The organism is Microbacterium azadirachtae, assembly GCF_000956505.1.
GTDB lineage: Bacteria > Actinomycetota > Actinomycetes > Actinomycetales > Microbacteriaceae > Microbacterium > Microbacterium azadirachtae_A.
This window is the reverse complement of the sequence record NZ_JYIX01000028.1, coordinates 54,031-70,409: the sequence shown is the minus strand read 5'-3', so window position 1 is coordinate 70,409 and position 16,379 is coordinate 54,031. Positions and strand designations below refer to the sequence as shown.

The window sequence follows — 16,379 nt, the reverse complement described above, 5'->3', positions numbered from 1 at the left end:
ACGCGGGTGAGGATCCCCGGTCTCGACAGGATCGAGATCCGAGGATCCTCAAGACGCGTCAGACGCGGCGGCGCTTCGGCGGACGGCAGCCGTTGTGCGCCTGCGGCGTCACATCCTGGATCGAACCCACCTCGAGGCCGGCGGCCTGCAGCGAGCGGATCGCGGTCTCGCGACCGGAGCCCGGACCCTTCACGAGGACGTCGACCTTCTTCACACCGTGCTCGGCGGCCTGACGGGCGGCCGACTCCGCGGCCATGCCGGCGGCGTACGGGGTGGACTTGCGCGAGCCCTTGAAGCCCACGCCACCGGAGGACGCCCAGGCGATGACAGCGCCGGACGGGTCGGTGATCGAGACGATGGTGTTGTTGAACGTCGACTTGATGTGGGCCTGGCCCAACGCGATGTTCTTCTTCTCCTTGCGGCGCGGCTTGCGCGCGGCGGCCTTAGGTGCAGCCATGAAAGTTTTCTCCTATTCCCTGGCCGCCGCTTAGCGGGCCTTCTTCTTGCCGGCGACGGTGCGCTTGGGGCCCTTGCGGGTGCGCGCGTTGGTCTTGGTGCGCTGACCGCGGACCGGCAGGCCACGACGGTGGCGGATGCCCTCGTAGGAGCCGATCTCGACCTTGCGACGGATGTCGGCGGCGACCTCGCGACGGAGGTCACCCTCCACCTTGTAGGTGCCTTCGATGTAGTCGCGGAGGGCGACGAGCTGGTCGTCGGAGAGGTCCTTGACGCGGATCGACTCGTCGATCTCGGTGGCGGCGAGGATCTCGACCGAGCGGGTACGGCCGATGCCGTAGATGTACGTGAGGGCGATCACCACGCGCTTGTCGCGCGGGATGTCGACGCCGGCAAGACGTGCCATGCGGTAACTCCTGGAGTGTTGTGGAGGTGTGGAGCAGGATCGGTGCCCGGGCCTCCGCCCGAGGTGTCGGCTTCTTCCAACTGCGGAGCCGGTCGAAACGTCTGATCCTGCCGTTTCATTTTGAGTTGTGAGATTGCGAGAGTGACGGGCCGGAGCCCGCTGCTCAACCCTGGCGCTGCTTGTGGCGCGGGTTGCTCTTGCAGATCACCATGACGCGGCCGTGGCGGCGGATCACCTTGCAGTGGTCGCAGATCGGCTTGACGCTGGGGTTGACCTTCATGTTGTTTCCTTATCGCTGTCTTCACCGGGCAGGCGCGGACGCCTGGGGTGTTACTTCTCGACCGGCCTAGCGGTAGCGGTAGACGATGCGGCCGCGCGTGAGGTCGTAGGGCGAGAGCTCCACGACGACGCGATCCTCGGGGATGATGCGGATGTAGTTCTGCCGCATCTTTCCGGAGATCGTTGCAAGGACCTTGTGTCCGTTGGAGAGCTCAACGCGGAACATCGCGTTGGGCAGCGCCTCGGACACGACGCCTTCGATCTCGATGACACCGTCTTTCTTAGCCATAGCCTCGCTGACGCTTCTGCAGACCGGTCGATCTGCGGTGGGTGGATGGAGTGGAACTGTGCGGATCCGGACACGCCGGACCAAGGCGCAAAGCACCAAGGATCTATGGTAGTCCGGATCCGCGGATCCGCAAAATGCGGCGTGGTTACTTCTGGTCGACGATGGCCTGCAGCTTCGCGACGTCGCTCTGCTTGCTGGTGTCGAGGCGCTGACCGTTGATCTCGATCGTGGGCGTGCCCTGGATCTTGTGGGCCGTGGCCTGCGCCGTCGGGAACTTGAAGAAGGTGTTCGCCTTGATCGTGGCCTCTGCCTTGTCCGCGCCGACCTGCTTCGCGTAATCGATCAGCTGCTGGTCGGTGAGACCGGGCGTATTCTCGGTCGGCTGGTTCTCGAAGAGGAGGTTCAGGTAGTCGAGGAACTTGTCCGGGGTCTCCTGAGCGACACTGTAGGCGGCCGCGGCCGCGCGCGACGAGTAGTTCGTGCCCTGCGAGAAGCGGTCCAGGATCGCGATCGGGTGGTACTCGAGCGTGATCTTGTCCTCCTTCGCGAGCGCCTGGAGCTTCGAGCCGTACTCGCCTTCGAAGGTCTTGCAGATCGGGCACTGGAAGTCGACGAAGACGGCGACCTTGTCCTTGCCGGAGCCCGTGGTGACGGCGCCGGTGTCGGTGTTGATGATCGCGCTCTTCGGCACAGCGCCGGGATCCGTGGCCTTGTTGTTGAGCCAGACGACGACGCCGACGAGTGCGATGAGCACGGCGACGACGGCGGCGGTGATCCCGATGGCGAACCCGTTGGTCCTGCCCTTGGCAGCGGCCATGTGTGTGTCTCCTTGTCCAGACCCGCCCGGCGGATCCGCTCAGCTATGTCTCCCCATTGTGCCGTGTCCAGCCTTTGAGGGTCGTGGGAGCGCAGAATTCGCTCCCTCGGGGTCTCTTTTCGCGAGAAACCAGATCCTGGGTGAGACATCGTGGCACGCCTGGTGTGTCACGCGGGATCTGGTTTCTCGCCGACGTCCATTCGGTCCACTCGCGAACCTGCGCGCCGAGGTTCTGCACAGATTGCGAGGCGGGCAGGATCTGGATCGTGCTGAAGGCGCAGGATGCGATCATGCCGCTCCTGCTCTCCGACCGCGCCGCGCTGACCTCTCCCGTGCCGCTCGTGACGTCCGCGGAGGCCCGCATGCTGGGGATCCGCGTCGCCTCCACGGCGCATGTCCGAGTACGTTCGGGGATCTACGCGCCGCGCACCGCGTATCTGACACTGCCCCCATGGGAACGCTATGCGGCGCGCGTGCACGCCTTCGTCCGCGCGCACCCCGCCGCCGTGCTGTGCCTGGAGTCGGCGGCGGTCATGTGGGGGCTTCCACTCTTCGGCGAGACACGGGACATCCACGTCTTCGACGCGGACCGCAGTCGATCGCGGCGCTTCGGCGATGTGTGCGTGCACACGAGCATGCACGACCGCGCGGTCGCTCGCCGAGGCTCGCTCCTCTGCACCTCGATGATCGACACGGTCATCGACCTCAGCCGTGTCCTGCCTCCCGCCGAGGCTTTGGCGGTCGTGGACGCGGCGATGTCCCGGACGCAGGGTGGCCCGCTTGACCTGACGGAGTTGCGCGAGCACGCCGCCGCACAGACCACGACCAGGGGCTCCGCGCGGCAGCGCTGGCTCTGGGAACGGGCGGACGGCCGCTCCGAGTCGCTGCGGAAAGCGTCAGCCGTGCCGCGATCGAGTGGTGCGGATTCGAGGACCCCGAACTCCAGGAGAAGTTCCACTACGAGGTAGTACGCGACCGTGTGGACTTCTTCTTCCCCTCGGTCGGCGCGATCGGCGAGAGCGACGGCTGGCGCAAGTACGACTTCCAAGACGCGGCGAACGCGGCCGCGCGTCTCAAGGACGAAAAACGCCGCGAGGATCGTCTGCGTCGGCGCGGACACCCGTTCGCACGGTGGGATCTGAGCGACGTCTGGCGCATCGCGCCCCTGCAGCGCGCTCTGTCGGCTGCCGGCGTGCCCCTCCTGCGCCCGCCTCAGCTCGCAATGCTCGCTACGCTCCGCACCCGACCTCGTGCCGTGCGACCAGAACGCGAGAAACCACTTCCTGCATGAGACACCATGTCAGTCGTGGTGCCTCGTGCGGGAGGTGGTTTCTCGTACGAGCGCGGGCCGACCGTCAGGCGATCGGGGCTGGCGTGATGCCGTAGGCGGCGAGGCCCGCCGCACCCCCGTCGGCGGCGGTGAGCACCCAGATGCCGTCGTCGTGCAGAGCGACGCTGTGCTCCCAGTGCGAGCCGTCTGATCCGTCGGTCGTGGAGACGGTCCAGTCGTCGTCCTCGACGTACGTCTGGTCGGAGCCCGCGGTCACCATGGGCTCGATCGCGAGTACGAGACCGGGGCGCACCTCCGCGCCGCGGTCCGGCGTGCGGTAGTTGAACAGGCTCGGCGCCTCGTGCATCTTGCGGCCGATGCCGTGTCCGACGTACTCGCGCAGGATCCCGTAGGGCTTCCCCGAGACGGGCGAGGGGCCCGCGCCGAGGATGTGGTCCTCGATGGCCGCGCTGATGTCGCCCAGGTGCTTCGCGGACGCCATCGCGGCGATCCCGGCCCACATGGATCCCTCTGTCGCGTCGGACAGGGCCTGTCGCGCGGCGACGACCTCCGCCTGCGCCTCGTCGGGAACGATCACGGTGATCGCGCTGTCGCCGTTCCAGCCGCGGAACTGCGCACCGCAGTCGATCGAGACGATGTCACCGGGCTGCAGCACGCGCGATCCGGGGATCCCGTGCACGACCTGGTCGTTGACCGAGATGCAGGTGGTGTGCCGGTAGCCGCGCACGAGCTTGAAGTTCGACTCGGCGCCGCGATCCAGGATCACGCGCTCGGCGATCGCGTCGAGCTCCCCCGTCGTGATGCCGGGACGCACGGCCGCGCGCACCGCTGTGAGCGCCGCGCCCGTGATCAGGCCGGGCTCGACCATCGTCCCCAACTGGGCACGACTCTTGTAGATGGAGCGGCGGAACGCCACGTCAGACCGCAGCCGTGCGCACGAGACCGCGGGCGCCCAGCGCCGCGAAGATGCGCTCGGTGATCTCGTCGAGGCTGCCGACGCCGTCGATCGTGTCGACGATGCCGCGCGCGCCGTAGGCGTCGAGGATCGGGGCGGTCTGCGCCTCGTAGATGTCCAGACGGTGCGCGATCGCCTCGGGGGTGTCGTCGGCGCGGCCCTGCTCGGTCGCGCGCAGCTCGAGGCGGGCGATGCTCTCCTCGCGCGGCACGTCGAGCAGGATCACCGCGTCGAGCGCGGTGCCCGACTCGGCCAGGAACGCGTCCAGGTGCACGACCTGCGCGGCGTTGCGGGGATAGCCGTCCAGGAGGAAGCCGGCCTCGGCGTCGGGCTGCGACAGACGGTCGCGCACGAGTTCGCCGGTCAGCTCGTCCGAGACGAGGTCGCCCGCATCGAGGATCGCTGTGACCTGTTTGCCGAGCGGCGTGCCCGCCTTGATGTTGGCGCGGAAGATGTCACCCGTGGAGACCACCGGAACACCGTACGCTTCAGCGACCCGCACTCCTTGCGTGCCCTTGCCGGAGCCCTGCGGGCCCACGATCAGCAGGCGTGCGGTGGAGGTTGCGGATGCCGTCATCGTAGGAGCCCTTCGTAGTGTCGCTGCTGCAGCTGTGCATCGATCTGCTTGACCGTCTCCAGGCCGACGCCGACGATGATCAGGATCGACGCCCCGCCGAACGGGAAGTTCTGGTTCGCCCCGACCGTGGCCAGTGCGATCAACGGGATCAGCGCGATGAGACCGAGGTAGAGGGATCCGGGCAGCGTGATGCGGGTGAGCACGTAGTCGAGGTACTCGGCCGTGGGACGTCCAGCACGGATGCCCGGGATGAAGCCGCCGTACTTCTTCATGTTGTCCGCGACCTCGGTCGGGTTGAACGTGATCGCGACGTAGAAGTAGGTGAAGCCGATGATCAGCAGGAAGTACGTGATCATGTAGATCGGGTGGTCGCCCTTGACGAAGTACGTCATGATCCACGTCGCCCACGCGGGCGGCGTCTTGCCGTCCTGCGGGATGTTGAACTGCGCGACGAGCATCGGGATGTACAGCAGCGACGAGGCGAAGATGACCGGGATCACGCCCGCCATGTTGACCTTGATCGGGATGTAAGTGTTGGTGCCGCCGTACGTGCGGCGACCGACCATGCGCTTCGCGTACTGCACCGGGATCCGGCGCTGCGACTGCTCGATGAAGACGACCAGCGTCATCACGATGATGCCGACGAGCAGGACGAGCAAGAAGACCTCGAAGCCCTTCGTCTGCCAGATGGCCCACATGGCGCCGGGGAACGTCGCGGCGATCGAGGTGAAGATCAGCAGCGACATGCCGTTGCCGATGCCCTTCTCCGTGACGAGCTCGGCGAACCACATGATGAGGCCGGTGCCGGCGGTCAGCGTGATGATCAGGAGCAGCTGCGCCCACCACACGTCGTTGGTGAGCAGCTGGTTGCACGCGGCGACGCCGGTCTGACCGAACAGCTGGCCGGTGCGCGCGACCGTGACGAGGGTCGTGGACTGCAGCAGCGCCAGCGCGATGGTGACGTAGCGCGTGTACTGCGTGAGCCGTGCCTGGCCGGCCTGGCCCTCCTTGTGCAGCGCCTCGAAGTGCGGGATGACCACGCGGAGCAGCTGCGTGATGATCGAGGCCGTGATGTACGGCATGACGCCGAGGGCGAAGATCGACAGCTTCAGCAGCGCGCCGCCGGAGAACAGGTTGACGAGCCCGAGCAGTCCCTCGGTGCCGCTGTTCTGCGCGAGACACTCTGAGACGTTCGGGAAGCTCACGAACGGGGCGGGCACGGTGGATCCGAGGCGGTAGATCGCGATGATAGCGATCGTGAAGCCGATCTTGCGTCGAAGATCAGGCGTGCGGAAGATCCGCGCGATGGCGCTGAACAAAAGCTTGCCTTCCTGCAAAGGGATGACGCCCGACGAGGGACAGTCAATTACCCAGGGTAACGCAAGAGGGGCCGGAGATATCTCCGGCCCCTCTCGACGGGTGTTACTTGACGGATCCGCCGGCGGCGACGATCTTCTGCTCCGCAGAGCTGGAGACCTTGTCGACCGACACGGTCAGAGCCACGGCGATGTCGCCGTTGCCCAGGACCTTGACCTTCTCGTTCTTGCGGACCGCGCCCTTGGCGACCAGGTCGGCGACGGTCACGTCGCCACCGGCCGGGTAGAGCTCGGCGAGCTTCTCCAGGTTCACGACCTGGTACTCCACGCGGAACGGGTTCTTGAACCCGCGCAGCTTCGGGGTGCGCATGTGCAGCGGCATCTGCCCACCCTCGAAACCGACGCGAACGGTGTTGCGGGCCTTGGTGCCCTTGGTGCCGCGACCGGCGGTCTTGCCCTTGGAGCCCTCACCGCGACCGACACGGGTCTTCGCGGTGTTGGCGCCGGGGACCGGACGCAGGTGGTGCACCTTCAGGACGCCGGGACGGGAGACCGTGGTCTCCTCGGCCTTCTTGGCGGCGGGCTTCTTGGCAGCGGTCTTGGTGGCCGCTTCCTTCTTCTCAGCCATTAGTCGATCTCCTCAACCTTGACGAGGTGAGCGACCGTGCGGACGTAACCGCGGGTCTGGGCATCGTCGGGACGGACGACCGAGTCGCCGATCCGCTTGAGGCCGAGCGAACGCAGCGTGTCGCGCTGGTTCTGCTTCTCACTCACCTTGGACTTGACCTGCGTGACCTTGAGGCGCGCAGCCATCAGGCACCTGCCTTCTGCGCAGCGATGGCCTCGGCCTCTGCGCGGACGAGACGCGCCGGGGCGACCTGGTCGAACTCGAGGCCACGACGCGCGGCGACCGCACGGGGCTCCTCGAGCTGCTTCAGGGCCGCCACCGTCGCGTGCACGATGTTGATCGTGTTCGACGAACCGAGCGACTTCGACAGCACGTCGTGGATACCGGCGCACTCGAGCACGGCGCGGACCGGACCACCGGCGATGACACCGGTACCGGCAGCGGCCGGACGGAGCAGCACGACGCCGGCAGCGGCCTCGCCCTGCACCGGGTGCGGAATGGTGCTCGCGGAGCGCGGCACGCGGAAGAAGTTCCGCTTGGCCTCCTCGACACCCTTCGAGATGGCGAGCGGGACCTCGCGGGCCTTGCCGTAGCCGACGCCCACGAGACCGTTGCCGTCACCCACCACGACGAGCGCGGTGAAGCTGAACCGACGGCCGCCCTTGACGACCTTCGACACACGGTTGATGGTCACCACGCGCTCGAGGAACTGGTTGTCCCCACGGTCGCGGGAGTTGCGGTCGCGGCCGCCCTGGCCGCGGTCGCGGCCACCACGGCCGCCGCGGCGCTCATCGCGCTGCGGGGCCTCGGAACCGGCCGCGTTCTCGGCGGCAGGAGCCGTCTCGGTCACTTCGTTCTCCTTGATGTCACTCACAGTGCCAGCCCCCCTTCACGGGCGCCATCGGCGATGGCCGCGACGCGACCGGCGTACCGGTTGCCGCCACGGTCGAACACAGCCTCCGAGACGCCGGCGGCCTTCGCACGCTCGGCGACGAGCTCGCCGACCTTGCGGGCCTTGGCGGTCTTGTCACCGTCGAAGCCGCGCAGGTCGGTCTCGAGGGTGGAGGCGCTGGCCACGGTGCGGCCCTTGCTGTCGTCGACCAGCTGCACGAAGACGTGGCGGGCCGAACGGGTGACGACCAGGCGCGGACGCGCCTCGGTGCCCTGGATCTTCTTGCGAAGACGGGCGTGACGACGCGAGCGGGCGTCGGACTTCGTCTTGATAGCCATCGTTACTTACCACTCTTTCCGGCCTTGCGACGCACGATCTCGCCGGCGTAGCGCACACCCTTGCCCTTGTACGGCTCGGGCTTGCGGATCTTGCGGATGTTCGCAGCCGCCTCGCCGACGGCCTGCTTGCTGATGCCGCTGACGGTGAGCTTGTTGTTGCCCTCGACCGTCAGGGTGATGCCGGCGGGCGGGTCGATCAGGACCGGGTGCGAGAAGCCGAGGGCGAACTCGACCGAGCTGCCCTTCTGCTGCACGCGGTAACCGGTGCCGACGACCTCGAGGCCCTTGGAGTAGCCCTGGGTCACGCCGATGATGTCGTTGTTGATGAGCGTGCGGGTCAGACCGTGCAGCGAACGCGAGGAGCGCTCGTCGTCCGGGCGGGTGACGAGAACCTGGTTCTCCTCGACCGACACCTCGATGGGAGAGGCCACGGTGAGCGCGAGCTCGCCCTTAGGGCCCTTCACCGAAACCGCACGGCCGTCGACCGAAACGGTCACGCCCGCGGGGATCTCGATGGGAAGTCGTCCAATACGCGACATTTCAGATCACCACACGTAGGCGAGAACTTCTCCGCCCACGCCCTTCTGCTCTGCCTGGCGGTCCGTGAGGAGCCCCGAGGAGGTGGACAGGATCGCGACGCCGAGGCCACCGAGGACCTTGGGCAGCTCGGTCGACTTCGCGTACACGCGGAGGCCGGGCTTGGAAACGCGCTTGATGCCGGCGATCGACCGCTCGCGGTTCGGGCCGTACTTCAGCGAGATGGTGAGGTTGGTGCCGACGCGGGCGTCGGTGACCTCCCAGCCGGAGATGTAGCCCTCCTGCTGGAGGATCTCAGCGATGTGGGTCTTCAGCTTGCTCGACGGCAGGGTCACGGAGTCGTGATGCGCCGAGTTCGCGTTGCGCAGACGGGTCAGCAGATCTGCGACCGGGTCTGTCATCGTCATAGTTGTCTTCTTTCGTTCATGAGGTTCCGACTGCCGTTACACGGCAGACGGCCTGCGATGAGCACGCAATATTCAATTGTACGTCAAGCGAGACACGCCCGAAGACCGGATCCCGAGGAGAACCCCGGGATCCGGCCTTCAGAACATGGTCTTACGCCTGCGCGTCGGCCGACTTGAACGGGAAGCCGAGGAGGCGCAGCAGGGCGCGACCCTCGTCGTCGTTCTTCGCCGTGGTCACGACAGTGATGTCGAAACCGCGGACGCGGTCGATCCGGTCCTGATCGATCTCGTGGAACACGCTCTGCTCCGTGAGACCGAAGGTGTAGTTGCCGTTGCCGTCGAACTGCTTGTCCGAGAGACCGCGGAAGTCGCGGATACGGGGCAGTGCGAGGTTCACGAGGCGGTCCACGAACTCCCAGGCGCGGTCACCGCGGAGGGTGACGTGCGCGCCGATGGGCTGACCCTCGCGCAGCTTGAACTGCGCGATGGACTTGCGGGCCTTCGTGACGATCGGCTTCTGGCCGGTGATCTTGGTGAGGTCGTCGACCGCACCATCGATCACCTTGGAGTCGCGAGCCGCCTCACCGACACCGGTGTTGACGACGACCTTGACCAGGCCGGGGATCTGCATGACGTTCTCGTAGCCGAACTCGTCCTGCAGAGCCTTCTTGATCTCGTTGTTGTACTTCGCCTTCAGGCGGGGCTGCACCTTGACAGCGCCCGCGGCGTCAGCAGCCGCCATCAGAGGTCCTTACCGCTCTTCTTCGCGTAGCGCACGCGGACCGTGCGCTTCACGCCGTCCTTGACCTGCTCCTCGACGCGGTGGCCGATCTTGGTCGGCTTCTTCGTCTCGGGGTCGACCAGGGCGACGTTCGAGATGTGGATGGGGGCCTCGATGGTCTCGATGCCGCCCGTCTTCGTGCCGCGCTGCGTCTGGCCGACGCGGGTGTGCTTGGTGGCGTAGTTCACGCCCTCCACGATCACGCGGTTCTGCTCGACGAGGACCTCGAGGACCTTGCCCTGCTTGCCGCGGTCGCCGCCCTTTTCCTGCTTGCGGCCGGAGATGACCTGAACCAGGTCACCCTTCTTGATGTTCGCCATGAGTTACAGCACCTCCGGGGCGAGCGAGACGATCTTCATGAACTTCTTGTCACGAAGCTCGCGGCCGACCGGACCGAAGATACGGGTGCCGCGGGGCTCCCCGTCGTTCTTCAGGATCACGGCGGCGTTCTCGTCGAACTTGATGTACGAGCCGTCGGGACGACGGGTCTGCTTCTTGGTACGGACGATGACGGCCTTGACCACATCGCCCTTCTTGACGTTCCCACCGGGGATCGCGTCCTTGACCGTGGCGACGATGATGTCGCCGAGGCCCGCGTAACGACGGCTGGAGCCGCCGAGCACGCGGATGGTGAGGAGCTCCTTGGCGCCGGTGTTGTCGGCGACCTTGAGTCGGGACTCGGTCTGGATCACTTTGCCTTCTCCAGGATCTCCACCAGACGCCAGCGCTTGGTGGCGCTCAGCGGGCGGGTCTCGTTGATGAGAACGAGGTCGCCGATGCCGGCGGCGTTGTTCTCGTCGTGCGCCTTGACCTTCGTCGTACGGCGGATGACCTTGCCGTACAGCGGGTGCTTCACGCGGTCCTCGACCTCGACGACGATGGTCTTGTCCATCTTGTCGCTGACGACGTAGCCGCGGCGCGACTTGCGGTAGCCACGAGCATCGGCGTCACGCACATCGTGCGAGACGACCTCTGCCTCAGCGGCAGCAGCCTTCTTCTCAGCCATTACTCGGCCTCCTCCTTCGGCGCGTCAGCCTCGTCGGCCTTCTTCGCCTTTGCCTTGGACGCCTTCTTGGCCGGAGCCTCGACCGGAGCGGGCGTCGCACGGATGCCCAGCTCGCGCTCGCGGATCACGGTGTACAGGCGCGCGATGTCGCGCTTGACGGCGCGGATGCGGCCGTGGCTCTCCAGCTGGCCGGTGGCCGACTGGAAACGGAGGTTGAACAGCTCCTCCTTGGCCTTGCGCAGCTCCTCGACGAGGCGCTGGTCTTCGAACGTGTCGAGCTCGGTCACACCGAGCTCCTTGGTGCCGATCGCCATTACGCGTCGCCCTCCTCGCGCTTGATGATGCGTGCCTTGAGCGGCAGCTTGTGAATGGCACGGGTCAGGGCCTCACGAGCAAGTTCCTCGCTGACGCCCGCGACCTCGAAGAGGACGCGACCCGGCTTGACGTTGGCGACCCACCACTCGGGGGAACCCTTACCGGAACCCATGCGGGTCTCGGCAGGCTTCTTCGTGAGCGGACGGTCGGGGTAGATGTTGATCCACACCTTTCCACCACGCTTGATGTGACGGGTCATCGCGATACGAGCGGACTCGATCTGACGGTTGGTCACATAAGCGGGGGTGAGGGCCTGGATGCCGAACTCGCCGAAGGAGACCTTCGTGCCGCCGGTCGCAGCACCATCACGCTTGGGGTGATGCTGCTTGCGGTACTTGACCTTACGAGGGATAAGCATCAGGCAGACGCTCCTTCTGCGACGGGAGCCTCGCTGCGCGGGCCACGGCGGCGGTCGCCACCACGGTCGTCACGACGGGACTTCGGTGCGTTGGCCTGCTCGCGAGCAAGCTCCTTGTTGGTGAGGTCGCCCTTGTAGATCCAGACCTTCACGCCGATGCGGCCGAAGGTGGTCTTGGCCTCGTAGAAGCCGTAGTCGATGTTCGCGCGCAGCGTGTGCAGCGGCACACGACCCTCGCGGTAGAACTCCGACCGGCTCATCTCCGCGCCGCCGAGGCGGCCCGAGACCTGGATTCGGATGCCCTTCGCACCCGCGCGCTGGGCACCCTGGAGGCCCTTGCGCATGGCGCGACGGAAGGCGACACGAGCAGAGAGCTGCTCGGCGATGCCCTGGGCGACCAGCTGAGCGTCGGCCTCGGGGTTCTTCACCTCGAGGATGTTCAGCTGGATCTGCTTGCCGGTGAGCTTCTCGAGGTCACCGCGGATACGCTCGGCCTCGGCGCCGCGGCGGCCGATGACGATGCCCGGGCGCGCGGTGTGGATGTCCACACGCACGCGGTCGCGGGTGCGCTCGATCTCGATGTTGCTCACGCCGGCGCGGTCGAGCTGCGTCTGCAGGAGCTTGCGGATCTTGATGTCCTCGGCGACGTAGTCGGCGTAGCGCTGACCCGGCTTGGTCGAGTCAGAGAACCACCGGGACACGTGGTCCGTGGTGATGCCGAGGCGGAAGCCGTACGGGTTTACCTTCTGTCCCATTACTTGCTCGCCTTCTCGTTCTTGGCGACCTCAGGGGTGGCCAGCACGACCGTGATGTGGCTCGTGCGCTTCTTGATCTGGAACGCGCGGCCCTGGGCGCGGGGCTGGAAACGCTTGAGCGTCGTCCCCTCGTCCACGAAGGCGTTCTTGATGTAGAGATCCTGCTCATCGAGGAACTCGCCGTCACGATCGGCCTTCACCTGAGCGTTGGCCATCGCGGAGTGCACGAGCTTGTAGATCGGCTCGGAGGCGCTCTGCTGCGCGAACTTCAGGATGGCGAGGGCTTCCTGCGCCTGCTTGCCCTTGATGAGGGCGACGACACGACGAGCCTTCTGCGGGGTCACGCGGATGTGCTTCACGCGTGCGACGGATTCGACCATTAGCGGCGCCGCCCCTTCTTGTCGTCCTTCTCGTGGCCGCGGAAGGTGCGGGTGGGCGCGAACTCGCCCAGCTTGTGACCGACCATGGTCTCGGACACGAACACGGGGATGTGCTTGCGTCCGTCGTGCACGGCGATGGTGTGTCCCAGCATGGCGGGGATGATCATCGACCGGCGCGACCAGGTCTTGATGACGTTCTTGGTACCGGCATCGTTCTGAACGATCACCTTGCGAAGCAGGTGCTCGTCGACGAAGGGGCCCTTCTTAAGACTGCGAGGCATCTTCTCTTACTCCTACTTGCGCTTCTTGCCAGCGTTACGGCGACGCACGATGTACTTGTCGCTTTCCTTGTTGGCGTGACGGGTGCGTCCCTCAGCCTGGCCCCACGGGGAGACGGGGTGACGTCCACCGGACGTCTTGCCCTCACCACCACCGTGCGGGTGATCCACCGGGTTCATCGCGACACCGCGGACGGTCGGGCGAACGCCCAACCAGCGCTTGCGGCCGGCCTTACCCCAGTTGATGTTGGACTGCTCGGCGTTGCCGACCTCGCCGATCGTCGCACGGCAGCGCGCGTCGACGTTGCGGATCTCGCCCGAGGGCAGGCGCAGCTGGGCGTAGGCGCCATCCTTCGCGACCAGGCGCACGGAGACGCCGGCCGAGCGGGCCATCTTCGCGCCGCCGCCGGGGCGGAGCTCGATGGCGTGGATGACGGTACCCGTCGGGATGTTCTTCAGCGGCAGGTTGTTGCCCGGCTTGATGTCAGCGCCGGCACCCGACTCGACGATGTCGCCCTGCTTCAGCTTGTTCGGCGCGATGATGTAGCGCTTCTCGCCGTCGAAGTAGTGCAGCAGCGCGATGCGCGCGGTGCGGTTGGGGTCGTACTCGATGTGAGCGACCTTGGCGTCGATGCCGTCCTTGTCATTGCGACGGAAGTCGATGACGCGGTACTGGCGCTTGTGGCCACCACCGATGTGACGGGTCGTGATGCGGCCCTGGTTGTTACGGCCACCGGTCTTGCTCAGCGGGCGCAGCAGCGACTTCTCAGGCGTCGATCGGGTGATCTCGGCGAAGTCTGCCACCGACGAGCCGCGGCGACCCGGGGTCGTGGGCTTGTACTTGCGAATAGCCATGTTCTGTCCTTATCCCCCGGTCAGTTCACTGCCGTGAAGATGTCGATGGTGCCCGACTTCAGGGCCACGATCGCGCGCTTGGTGTCCTTGCGCTTTCCCGTGCCGAAGCGGGTGCGGCGAGCCTTGCCGACGCGGTTGATCGTGTTGACGCTCGCGACCTTGACGTCGAAGATCTTCTCGATGGCGAGCTTGATCTCGGTCTTGGAGGCGCGGGGGTCCACCAGGAAGGTGTACTTGCCCTCGTCGATCAGGCCGTAGCTCTTCTCGGAGACGACCGGCTTCAGGATGATGTCGCGCGGGTCCTTGTTGGCAGCCGCGGCGAGGATGTTGTCGCTCATGCGGAGACCTCCTCGGTTGCGCCGGACTTCAGCGCGACGAACGCGTCGAAGGCCGCCTTGGTGAAGACGATGTCGTCGGAGTTGACCACGTCGTAGGCGTTGAGCTGGTCCGAGTACAGCACGTGCACGGAGACCAGGTTGCGGACGCTCAGGGCGGTGAGGTCGTCCTCGCGGTCGATGACCACGAGGATGTTCTTGCCCGGAAGCGCCTTCAGGTAGGCGGCGGCCGTCTTGGTGGACGGCTTGCCCTCGATGCCGAAGGACTCGACGACGTGCAGGCGCTCACCGCGGAAGCGGTCGCTCAGCGCACCCACGAGGGCGGCGGCGATCATCTTCTTGGGGGTGCGCTGCGAGTAGTCGCGCGGCTTCGGGCCGTGGACGATGCCACCACCGGTCATGTGCGGCGCGCGGATGGAGCCCTGACGGGCGTTACCCGTGCCCTTCTGCTTGAAGGGCTTGCGACCGGCACCGGAGACCTCACCGCGACGCTTGGTCGAGTGGGTGCCCTGGCGTGCCGCGGCGAGCTGCGCGACGACGACCTGGTGGATCAGCGGAACGTTGGTCTTGGCGTCGAAGATCGCGGCGGGGGCGTCGACCGTACCGGTCTTCTTGCCGCCGGCGAACACGTCGAGCGTCAGAGTGGTGTCAGCCATGGGACTCAGGCACCCTTCACTGCGTTGCGGACGTAGACGATGCGGCCGCGTGCACCGGGGACGGCGCCCTTGACGAGCAGCAGACCCTTCTCGGCGTCGACGGCGTGCACCGTGAGGTTGAGGACGGTCACGCGCTCGCCACCCATACGACCGGCCATGCGCATGCCCTTGAAGACACGGCTCGGGGTCGACGAAGCACCGATGGAACCGGGCTTGCGGTGGTTGCGGTGCGAACCGTGGGAAGCGGAGACACCCTTGAAGTTGTGGCGCTTCATGACACCGGCGAAGCCCTTGCCCTTGCTGGTGCCGACGACGTCGACCAGCTGGCCGGCCTCGAAGGTGCCGTCAACGGTGAGCTCCTGGCCCAGCGCGTAGTCGCCGGCGTCCGCGGTGCGGATCTCGGTGACGTGGCGACGCGGGGTGACCCCGGCGGCCTCGAAGTGCTTGGCGAGGGGCTGCGTGACCTTGCGCGGGTCGATCTGACCGGCCGCGATCTGCACGGCGTTGTAGCCGTCCTTCTCGGGGGTGCGGATCTGGGTGACCACGTTCGGGGCCAGCTCGATCACGGTGACCGGGATCAGCTTGCCGTTCTCGTTCCAGACCTGGGTCATGCCGAGCTTGGTGCCGAGCAGGCCCTTGGAAATCTTTGCGTTGATGTCGACCATCGTGATCCCCTTACAGCTTGATCTCGATGTTGACGTCAGCAGGAAGGTCGAGACGCATGAGCGAGTCAACGGCCTTCGGCGTCGGGTCGACGATGTCGATCAGACGCTTGTGGGTGCGCATCTCGAAGTGCTCGCGGCTGTCCTTGTACTTGTGGGGTGACCGGATGACGCACACGACGTTCTTCTCGGTCGGAAGCGGCACCGGGCCGACGACGGTCGCGCCCGCACGGGTCACGGTGTCGACGATCTTGCGGGCCGACGTGTCGATGACCTCGTGGTCATACGACTTCAGGCGAATGCGGATCTTCTGTCCCGCCATTGTCTGCTCTCTCTCATTAAGCGTCTTACCTGCCCGGACCGGGTGATCCGGGGGCATTGGACGCGCGACGGCGCGTTCTGCGCCTTCGCACTCCTCCTCCTGGCCCGGATCCTTGCGGATCGAGGCCTCTCGAAGGGGCGCACCACTGTTCTGCTGTCAGCCCGGGGCCTTGCGACCGGCGGAAGCCGACCCCCGCACATGGCAGGGCCTCGGTGAAGAGGTGTCGGTTGTCTGTTCTGCTGCCCGCGGCCCAGATCCCTGCGACCGCTTCCCGGAGGAAGGGCGCCGTCTGTGCACTGCCCTGGCAGTGATCCGGCGCGCGTCAGGACGCGTACCGGAATGTGGAACCTCAACAGTCTACGTGCAGCCCGGGCGTGTCGCAAACTCGGGCGTGTCGCGGCGGCGTGTCCGGCGTGTCGATGCCGACC

General features: G+C 66.4%; 29 protein-coding genes. 1 reads left to right on the top strand and 28 read right to left on the bottom strand.

All coding sequences use genetic code 11. The annotated features are described in order from the left end of the window. Positions 1-58 precede the first annotated feature (58 nt). From rpsK to RS86_RS04670, 5 genes are all read right to left on the bottom strand, one after another. The gene (gene rpsK, locus RS86_RS04690) at positions 59-457 is read right to left on the bottom strand and encodes a 30S ribosomal protein S11 (RefSeq protein ID WP_017829189.1); all 399 of its coding nucleotides are present in this window, start codon (positions 455-457) and stop codon (positions 59-61) included. A 30-nt stretch (positions 458-487) separates the two neighbouring features. Continuing rightward, the gene (rpsM, locus tag RS86_RS04685; protein ID WP_045271058.1) at positions 488-862 is read right to left on the bottom strand and encodes a 30S ribosomal protein S13; all 375 of its coding nucleotides are present in this window, start codon (positions 860-862) and stop codon (positions 488-490) included. A gap of 163 nt (positions 863-1,025) precedes the next feature. Next, positions 1,026-1,142, bottom strand: coding sequence for a 50S ribosomal protein L36 (gene rpmJ, locus RS86_RS04680; RefSeq protein WP_005050492.1), 117 nt, complete (start codon positions 1,140-1,142; stop codon positions 1,026-1,028). Between the two features lie 66 nt (positions 1,143-1,208). Next, the gene (gene infA / locus RS86_RS04675; RefSeq protein ID WP_018171468.1) at positions 1,209-1,430 is read right to left on the bottom strand and encodes a translation initiation factor IF-1; all 222 of its coding nucleotides are present in this window, start codon (positions 1,428-1,430) and stop codon (positions 1,209-1,211) included. Between the two features lie 145 nt (positions 1,431-1,575). Then, positions 1,576-2,247 (bottom strand): DsbA family protein, encoded by a 672-nt coding sequence (locus RS86_RS04670; RefSeq protein WP_045271057.1) that lies wholly within the window; start codon positions 2,245-2,247, stop codon positions 1,576-1,578. A 266-nt stretch (positions 2,248-2,513) separates the two neighbouring features. Here RS86_RS04670 and RS86_RS04665 point away from each other — a divergent pair, with 266 nt between their 5' ends. Beyond that, positions 2,514-3,215 (top strand): hypothetical protein, encoded by a 702-nt coding sequence (locus RS86_RS04665; protein ID WP_235281616.1) that lies wholly within the window; start codon positions 2,514-2,516, stop codon positions 3,213-3,215. A 387-nt stretch (positions 3,216-3,602) separates the two neighbouring features. Here the strand turns inward: RS86_RS04665 and map are convergent, their stop codons facing one another. The 23 genes from map to rpsJ all read right to left on the bottom strand — a co-directional run bounded on the left by map (position 3,603) and on the right by rpsJ (position 15,951). After that, positions 3,603-4,454 carry a type I methionyl aminopeptidase gene (map, locus tag RS86_RS04660; protein ID WP_082076562.1) on the bottom strand — a complete coding sequence of 284 codons (852 nt, stop codon included), beginning with the start codon at positions 4,452-4,454 and terminating at the stop codon, positions 3,603-3,605. Position 4,455: 1 nt separating this feature from the next. Beyond that, on the bottom strand, positions 4,456-5,070 hold the full coding sequence (locus tag RS86_RS04655) for an adenylate kinase (RefSeq protein WP_045271056.1): 615 nt from the start codon (positions 5,068-5,070) through the stop codon (positions 4,456-4,458). Then, positions 5,067-6,389 (bottom strand): preprotein translocase subunit SecY, encoded by a 1,323-nt coding sequence (gene secY, locus RS86_RS04650; RefSeq protein WP_045271055.1) that lies wholly within the window; start codon positions 6,387-6,389, stop codon positions 5,067-5,069. The genes RS86_RS04655 and secY overlap by 4 nt, the downstream gene beginning before the upstream one ends. A gap of 103 nt (positions 6,390-6,492) precedes the next feature. Then, complete coding sequence (gene rplO, locus RS86_RS04645) at positions 6,493-7,014, bottom strand: 50S ribosomal protein L15 (RefSeq protein ID WP_082076561.1); 522 nt, start codon at positions 7,012-7,014, stop codon at positions 6,493-6,495. Continuing rightward, positions 7,014-7,199: a 50S ribosomal protein L30 gene (rpmD, locus tag RS86_RS04640; protein WP_018171461.1), complete on the bottom strand. Its 186-nt coding sequence runs from the start codon at positions 7,197-7,199 to the stop codon at positions 7,014-7,016. The genes rplO and rpmD overlap by 1 nt, the downstream gene beginning before the upstream one ends. Then, positions 7,199-7,888 (bottom strand): 30S ribosomal protein S5, encoded by a 690-nt coding sequence (gene rpsE / locus RS86_RS04635; protein WP_045271054.1) that lies wholly within the window; start codon positions 7,886-7,888, stop codon positions 7,199-7,201. The genes rpmD and rpsE overlap by 1 nt, the downstream gene beginning before the upstream one ends. Further along, on the bottom strand, positions 7,885-8,244 hold the full coding sequence (gene rplR / locus RS86_RS04630) for a 50S ribosomal protein L18 (RefSeq protein WP_045271053.1): 360 nt from the start codon (positions 8,242-8,244) through the stop codon (positions 7,885-7,887). The genes rpsE and rplR overlap by 4 nt, the downstream gene beginning before the upstream one ends. A 2-nt stretch (positions 8,245-8,246) precedes the next feature. Beyond that, positions 8,247-8,783 (bottom strand): 50S ribosomal protein L6, encoded by a 537-nt coding sequence (gene rplF, locus RS86_RS04625; RefSeq protein WP_045271052.1) that lies wholly within the window; start codon positions 8,781-8,783, stop codon positions 8,247-8,249. 6 nt (positions 8,784-8,789) lie between these two features. Beyond that, complete coding sequence (gene rpsH / locus RS86_RS04620; protein WP_045271051.1) at positions 8,790-9,188, bottom strand: 30S ribosomal protein S8; 399 nt, start codon at positions 9,186-9,188, stop codon at positions 8,790-8,792. 151 nt (positions 9,189-9,339) lie between these two features. Continuing rightward, on the bottom strand, positions 9,340-9,930 hold the full coding sequence (gene rplE / locus RS86_RS04615; RefSeq protein ID WP_045271050.1) for a 50S ribosomal protein L5: 591 nt from the start codon (positions 9,928-9,930) through the stop codon (positions 9,340-9,342). Next, positions 9,930-10,289 (bottom strand): 50S ribosomal protein L24, encoded by a 360-nt coding sequence (rplX, locus tag RS86_RS04610; protein ID WP_045271049.1) that lies wholly within the window; start codon positions 10,287-10,289, stop codon positions 9,930-9,932. Before rplX ends, rplE begins: the two co-directional genes overlap by 1 nt. Positions 10,290-10,292: 3 nt before the next feature. Next, positions 10,293-10,661, bottom strand: coding sequence for a 50S ribosomal protein L14 (rplN, locus tag RS86_RS04605; protein ID WP_045271048.1), 369 nt, complete (start codon positions 10,659-10,661; stop codon positions 10,293-10,295). After that, on the bottom strand, positions 10,658-10,975 hold the full coding sequence (gene rpsQ / locus RS86_RS04600; RefSeq protein ID WP_052680074.1) for a 30S ribosomal protein S17: 318 nt from the start codon (positions 10,973-10,975) through the stop codon (positions 10,658-10,660). Before rpsQ ends, rplN begins: the two co-directional genes overlap by 4 nt. Beyond that, on the bottom strand, positions 10,975-11,289 hold the full coding sequence (gene rpmC, locus RS86_RS04595; RefSeq protein WP_045271047.1) for a 50S ribosomal protein L29: 315 nt from the start codon (positions 11,287-11,289) through the stop codon (positions 10,975-10,977). The genes rpsQ and rpmC overlap by 1 nt, the downstream gene beginning before the upstream one ends. Then, positions 11,289-11,708: a 50S ribosomal protein L16 gene (gene rplP, locus RS86_RS04590; protein ID WP_045271046.1), complete on the bottom strand. Its 420-nt coding sequence runs from the start codon at positions 11,706-11,708 to the stop codon at positions 11,289-11,291. Before rplP ends, rpmC begins: the two co-directional genes overlap by 1 nt. Next, positions 11,708-12,463 (bottom strand): 30S ribosomal protein S3, encoded by a 756-nt coding sequence (gene rpsC, locus RS86_RS04585; RefSeq protein ID WP_045271045.1) that lies wholly within the window; start codon positions 12,461-12,463, stop codon positions 11,708-11,710. The genes rplP and rpsC overlap by 1 nt, the downstream gene beginning before the upstream one ends. Next, positions 12,463-12,843: a 50S ribosomal protein L22 gene (rplV, locus tag RS86_RS04580; protein WP_045271044.1), complete on the bottom strand. Its 381-nt coding sequence runs from the start codon at positions 12,841-12,843 to the stop codon at positions 12,463-12,465. Before rplV ends, rpsC begins: the two co-directional genes overlap by 1 nt. Continuing rightward, on the bottom strand, positions 12,843-13,124 hold the full coding sequence (gene rpsS / locus RS86_RS04575; RefSeq protein WP_045271043.1) for a 30S ribosomal protein S19: 282 nt from the start codon (positions 13,122-13,124) through the stop codon (positions 12,843-12,845). Before rpsS ends, rplV begins: the two co-directional genes overlap by 1 nt. Positions 13,125-13,136: 12 nt before the next feature. Beyond that, positions 13,137-13,976, bottom strand: coding sequence for a 50S ribosomal protein L2 (gene rplB, locus RS86_RS04570; RefSeq protein WP_045271042.1), 840 nt, complete (start codon positions 13,974-13,976; stop codon positions 13,137-13,139). A 20-nt stretch (positions 13,977-13,996) separates the two neighbouring features. Next, positions 13,997-14,314 (bottom strand): 50S ribosomal protein L23, encoded by a 318-nt coding sequence (gene rplW / locus RS86_RS04565; RefSeq protein WP_045249924.1) that lies wholly within the window; start codon positions 14,312-14,314, stop codon positions 13,997-13,999. Next, complete coding sequence (rplD, locus tag RS86_RS04560; protein WP_045271041.1) at positions 14,311-14,967, bottom strand: 50S ribosomal protein L4; 657 nt, start codon at positions 14,965-14,967, stop codon at positions 14,311-14,313. The genes rplW and rplD overlap by 4 nt, the downstream gene beginning before the upstream one ends. A gap of 5 nt (positions 14,968-14,972) precedes the next feature. Further along, a complete protein-coding gene (gene rplC / locus RS86_RS04555) occupies positions 14,973-15,632 on the bottom strand; it encodes a 50S ribosomal protein L3 (protein WP_045271040.1) in 660 nt (219 codons plus the stop codon). Positions 15,633-15,642: 10 nt separating this feature from the next. Continuing rightward, positions 15,643-15,951: a 30S ribosomal protein S10 gene (gene rpsJ, locus RS86_RS04550; protein WP_017201594.1), complete on the bottom strand. Its 309-nt coding sequence runs from the start codon at positions 15,949-15,951 to the stop codon at positions 15,643-15,645. Positions 15,952-16,379: the final 428 nt, after the last annotated feature.

What these genes read in the sequence shown, in the direction of transcription:
- rpsM (WP_045271058.1), bottom strand. Translation starts at nt 862, where the DNA reads ATGGCACGTCTTGCCGGCGTCGACATCCCGCGCGACAAGCGCGTGGTG.
- rplV (WP_045271044.1), bottom strand. Translation starts at nt 12,843, where the DNA reads ATGGTCGAATCCGTCGCACGCGTGAAGCACATCCGCGTGACCCCGCAG.
- rplE (WP_045271050.1), bottom strand. Translation starts at nt 9,930, where the DNA reads ATGGCGGCTGCTGACGCCGCGGGCGCTGTCAAGGTGCAGCCCCGCCTG.
- rplO (WP_082076561.1), bottom strand. Translation starts at nt 7,014, where the DNA reads ATGGCTGAGAAGAAGGAAGCGGCCACCAAGACCGCTGCCAAGAAGCCC.
- rplR (WP_045271053.1), bottom strand. Translation starts at nt 8,244, where the DNA reads ATGGCTATCAAGACGAAGTCCGACGCCCGCTCGCGTCGTCACGCCCGT.
- rplC (WP_045271040.1), bottom strand. Translation starts at nt 15,632, where the DNA reads ATGGTCGACATCAACGCAAAGATTTCCAAGGGCCTGCTCGGCACCAAG.
- rpsK (WP_017829189.1), bottom strand. Translation starts at nt 457, where the DNA reads ATGGCTGCACCTAAGGCCGCCGCGCGCAAGCCGCGCCGCAAGGAGAAG.
- rpsC (WP_045271045.1), bottom strand. Translation starts at nt 12,463, where the DNA reads ATGGGACAGAAGGTAAACCCGTACGGCTTCCGCCTCGGCATCACCACG.
- RS86_RS04670 (WP_045271057.1), bottom strand. Translation starts at nt 2,247, where the DNA reads ATGGCCGCTGCCAAGGGCAGGACCAACGGGTTCGCCATCGGGATCACC.
- infA (WP_018171468.1), bottom strand. Translation starts at nt 1,430, where the DNA reads ATGGCTAAGAAAGACGGTGTCATCGAGATCGAAGGCGTCGTGTCCGAG.
- rpsS (WP_045271043.1), bottom strand. Translation starts at nt 13,124, where the DNA reads ATGCCTCGCAGTCTTAAGAAGGGCCCCTTCGTCGACGAGCACCTGCTT.
- rpmJ (WP_005050492.1), bottom strand. Translation starts at nt 1,142, where the DNA reads ATGAAGGTCAACCCCAGCGTCAAGCCGATCTGCGACCACTGCAAGGTG.
- rpsJ (WP_017201594.1), bottom strand. Translation starts at nt 15,951, where the DNA reads ATGGCGGGACAGAAGATCCGCATTCGCCTGAAGTCGTATGACCACGAG.
- rplX (WP_045271049.1), bottom strand. Translation starts at nt 10,289, where the DNA reads ATGGCGAACATCAAGAAGGGTGACCTGGTTCAGGTCATCTCCGGCCGC.
- rpmC (WP_045271047.1), bottom strand. Translation starts at nt 11,289, where the DNA reads ATGGCGATCGGCACCAAGGAGCTCGGTGTGACCGAGCTCGACACGTTC.
- rplD (WP_045271041.1), bottom strand. Translation starts at nt 14,967, where the DNA reads ATGGCTGACACCACTCTGACGCTCGACGTGTTCGCCGGCGGCAAGAAG.
- RS86_RS04655 (WP_045271056.1), bottom strand. Translation starts at nt 5,070, where the DNA reads ATGACGGCATCCGCAACCTCCACCGCACGCCTGCTGATCGTGGGCCCG.
- rplF (WP_045271052.1), bottom strand. Translation starts at nt 8,783, where the DNA reads ATGTCGCGTATTGGACGACTTCCCATCGAGATCCCCGCGGGCGTGACC.
- rpsH (WP_045271051.1), bottom strand. Translation starts at nt 9,188, where the DNA reads ATGACGATGACAGACCCGGTCGCAGATCTGCTGACCCGTCTGCGCAAC.
- rplW (WP_045249924.1), bottom strand. Translation starts at nt 14,314, where the DNA reads ATGAGCGACAACATCCTCGCCGCGGCTGCCAACAAGGACCCGCGCGAC.
- rplB (WP_045271042.1), bottom strand. Translation starts at nt 13,976, where the DNA reads ATGGCTATTCGCAAGTACAAGCCCACGACCCCGGGTCGCCGCGGCTCG.
- rpmD (WP_018171461.1), bottom strand. Translation starts at nt 7,199, where the DNA reads ATGGCTGCGCGCCTCAAGGTCACGCAGGTCAAGTCCAAGGTGAGTGAG.
- rplP (WP_045271046.1), bottom strand. Translation starts at nt 11,708, where the DNA reads ATGCTTATCCCTCGTAAGGTCAAGTACCGCAAGCAGCATCACCCCAAG.
- rpsQ (WP_052680074.1), bottom strand. Translation starts at nt 10,975, where the DNA reads ATGGCTGAGAAGAAGGCTGCTGCCGCTGAGGCAGAGGTCGTCTCGCAC.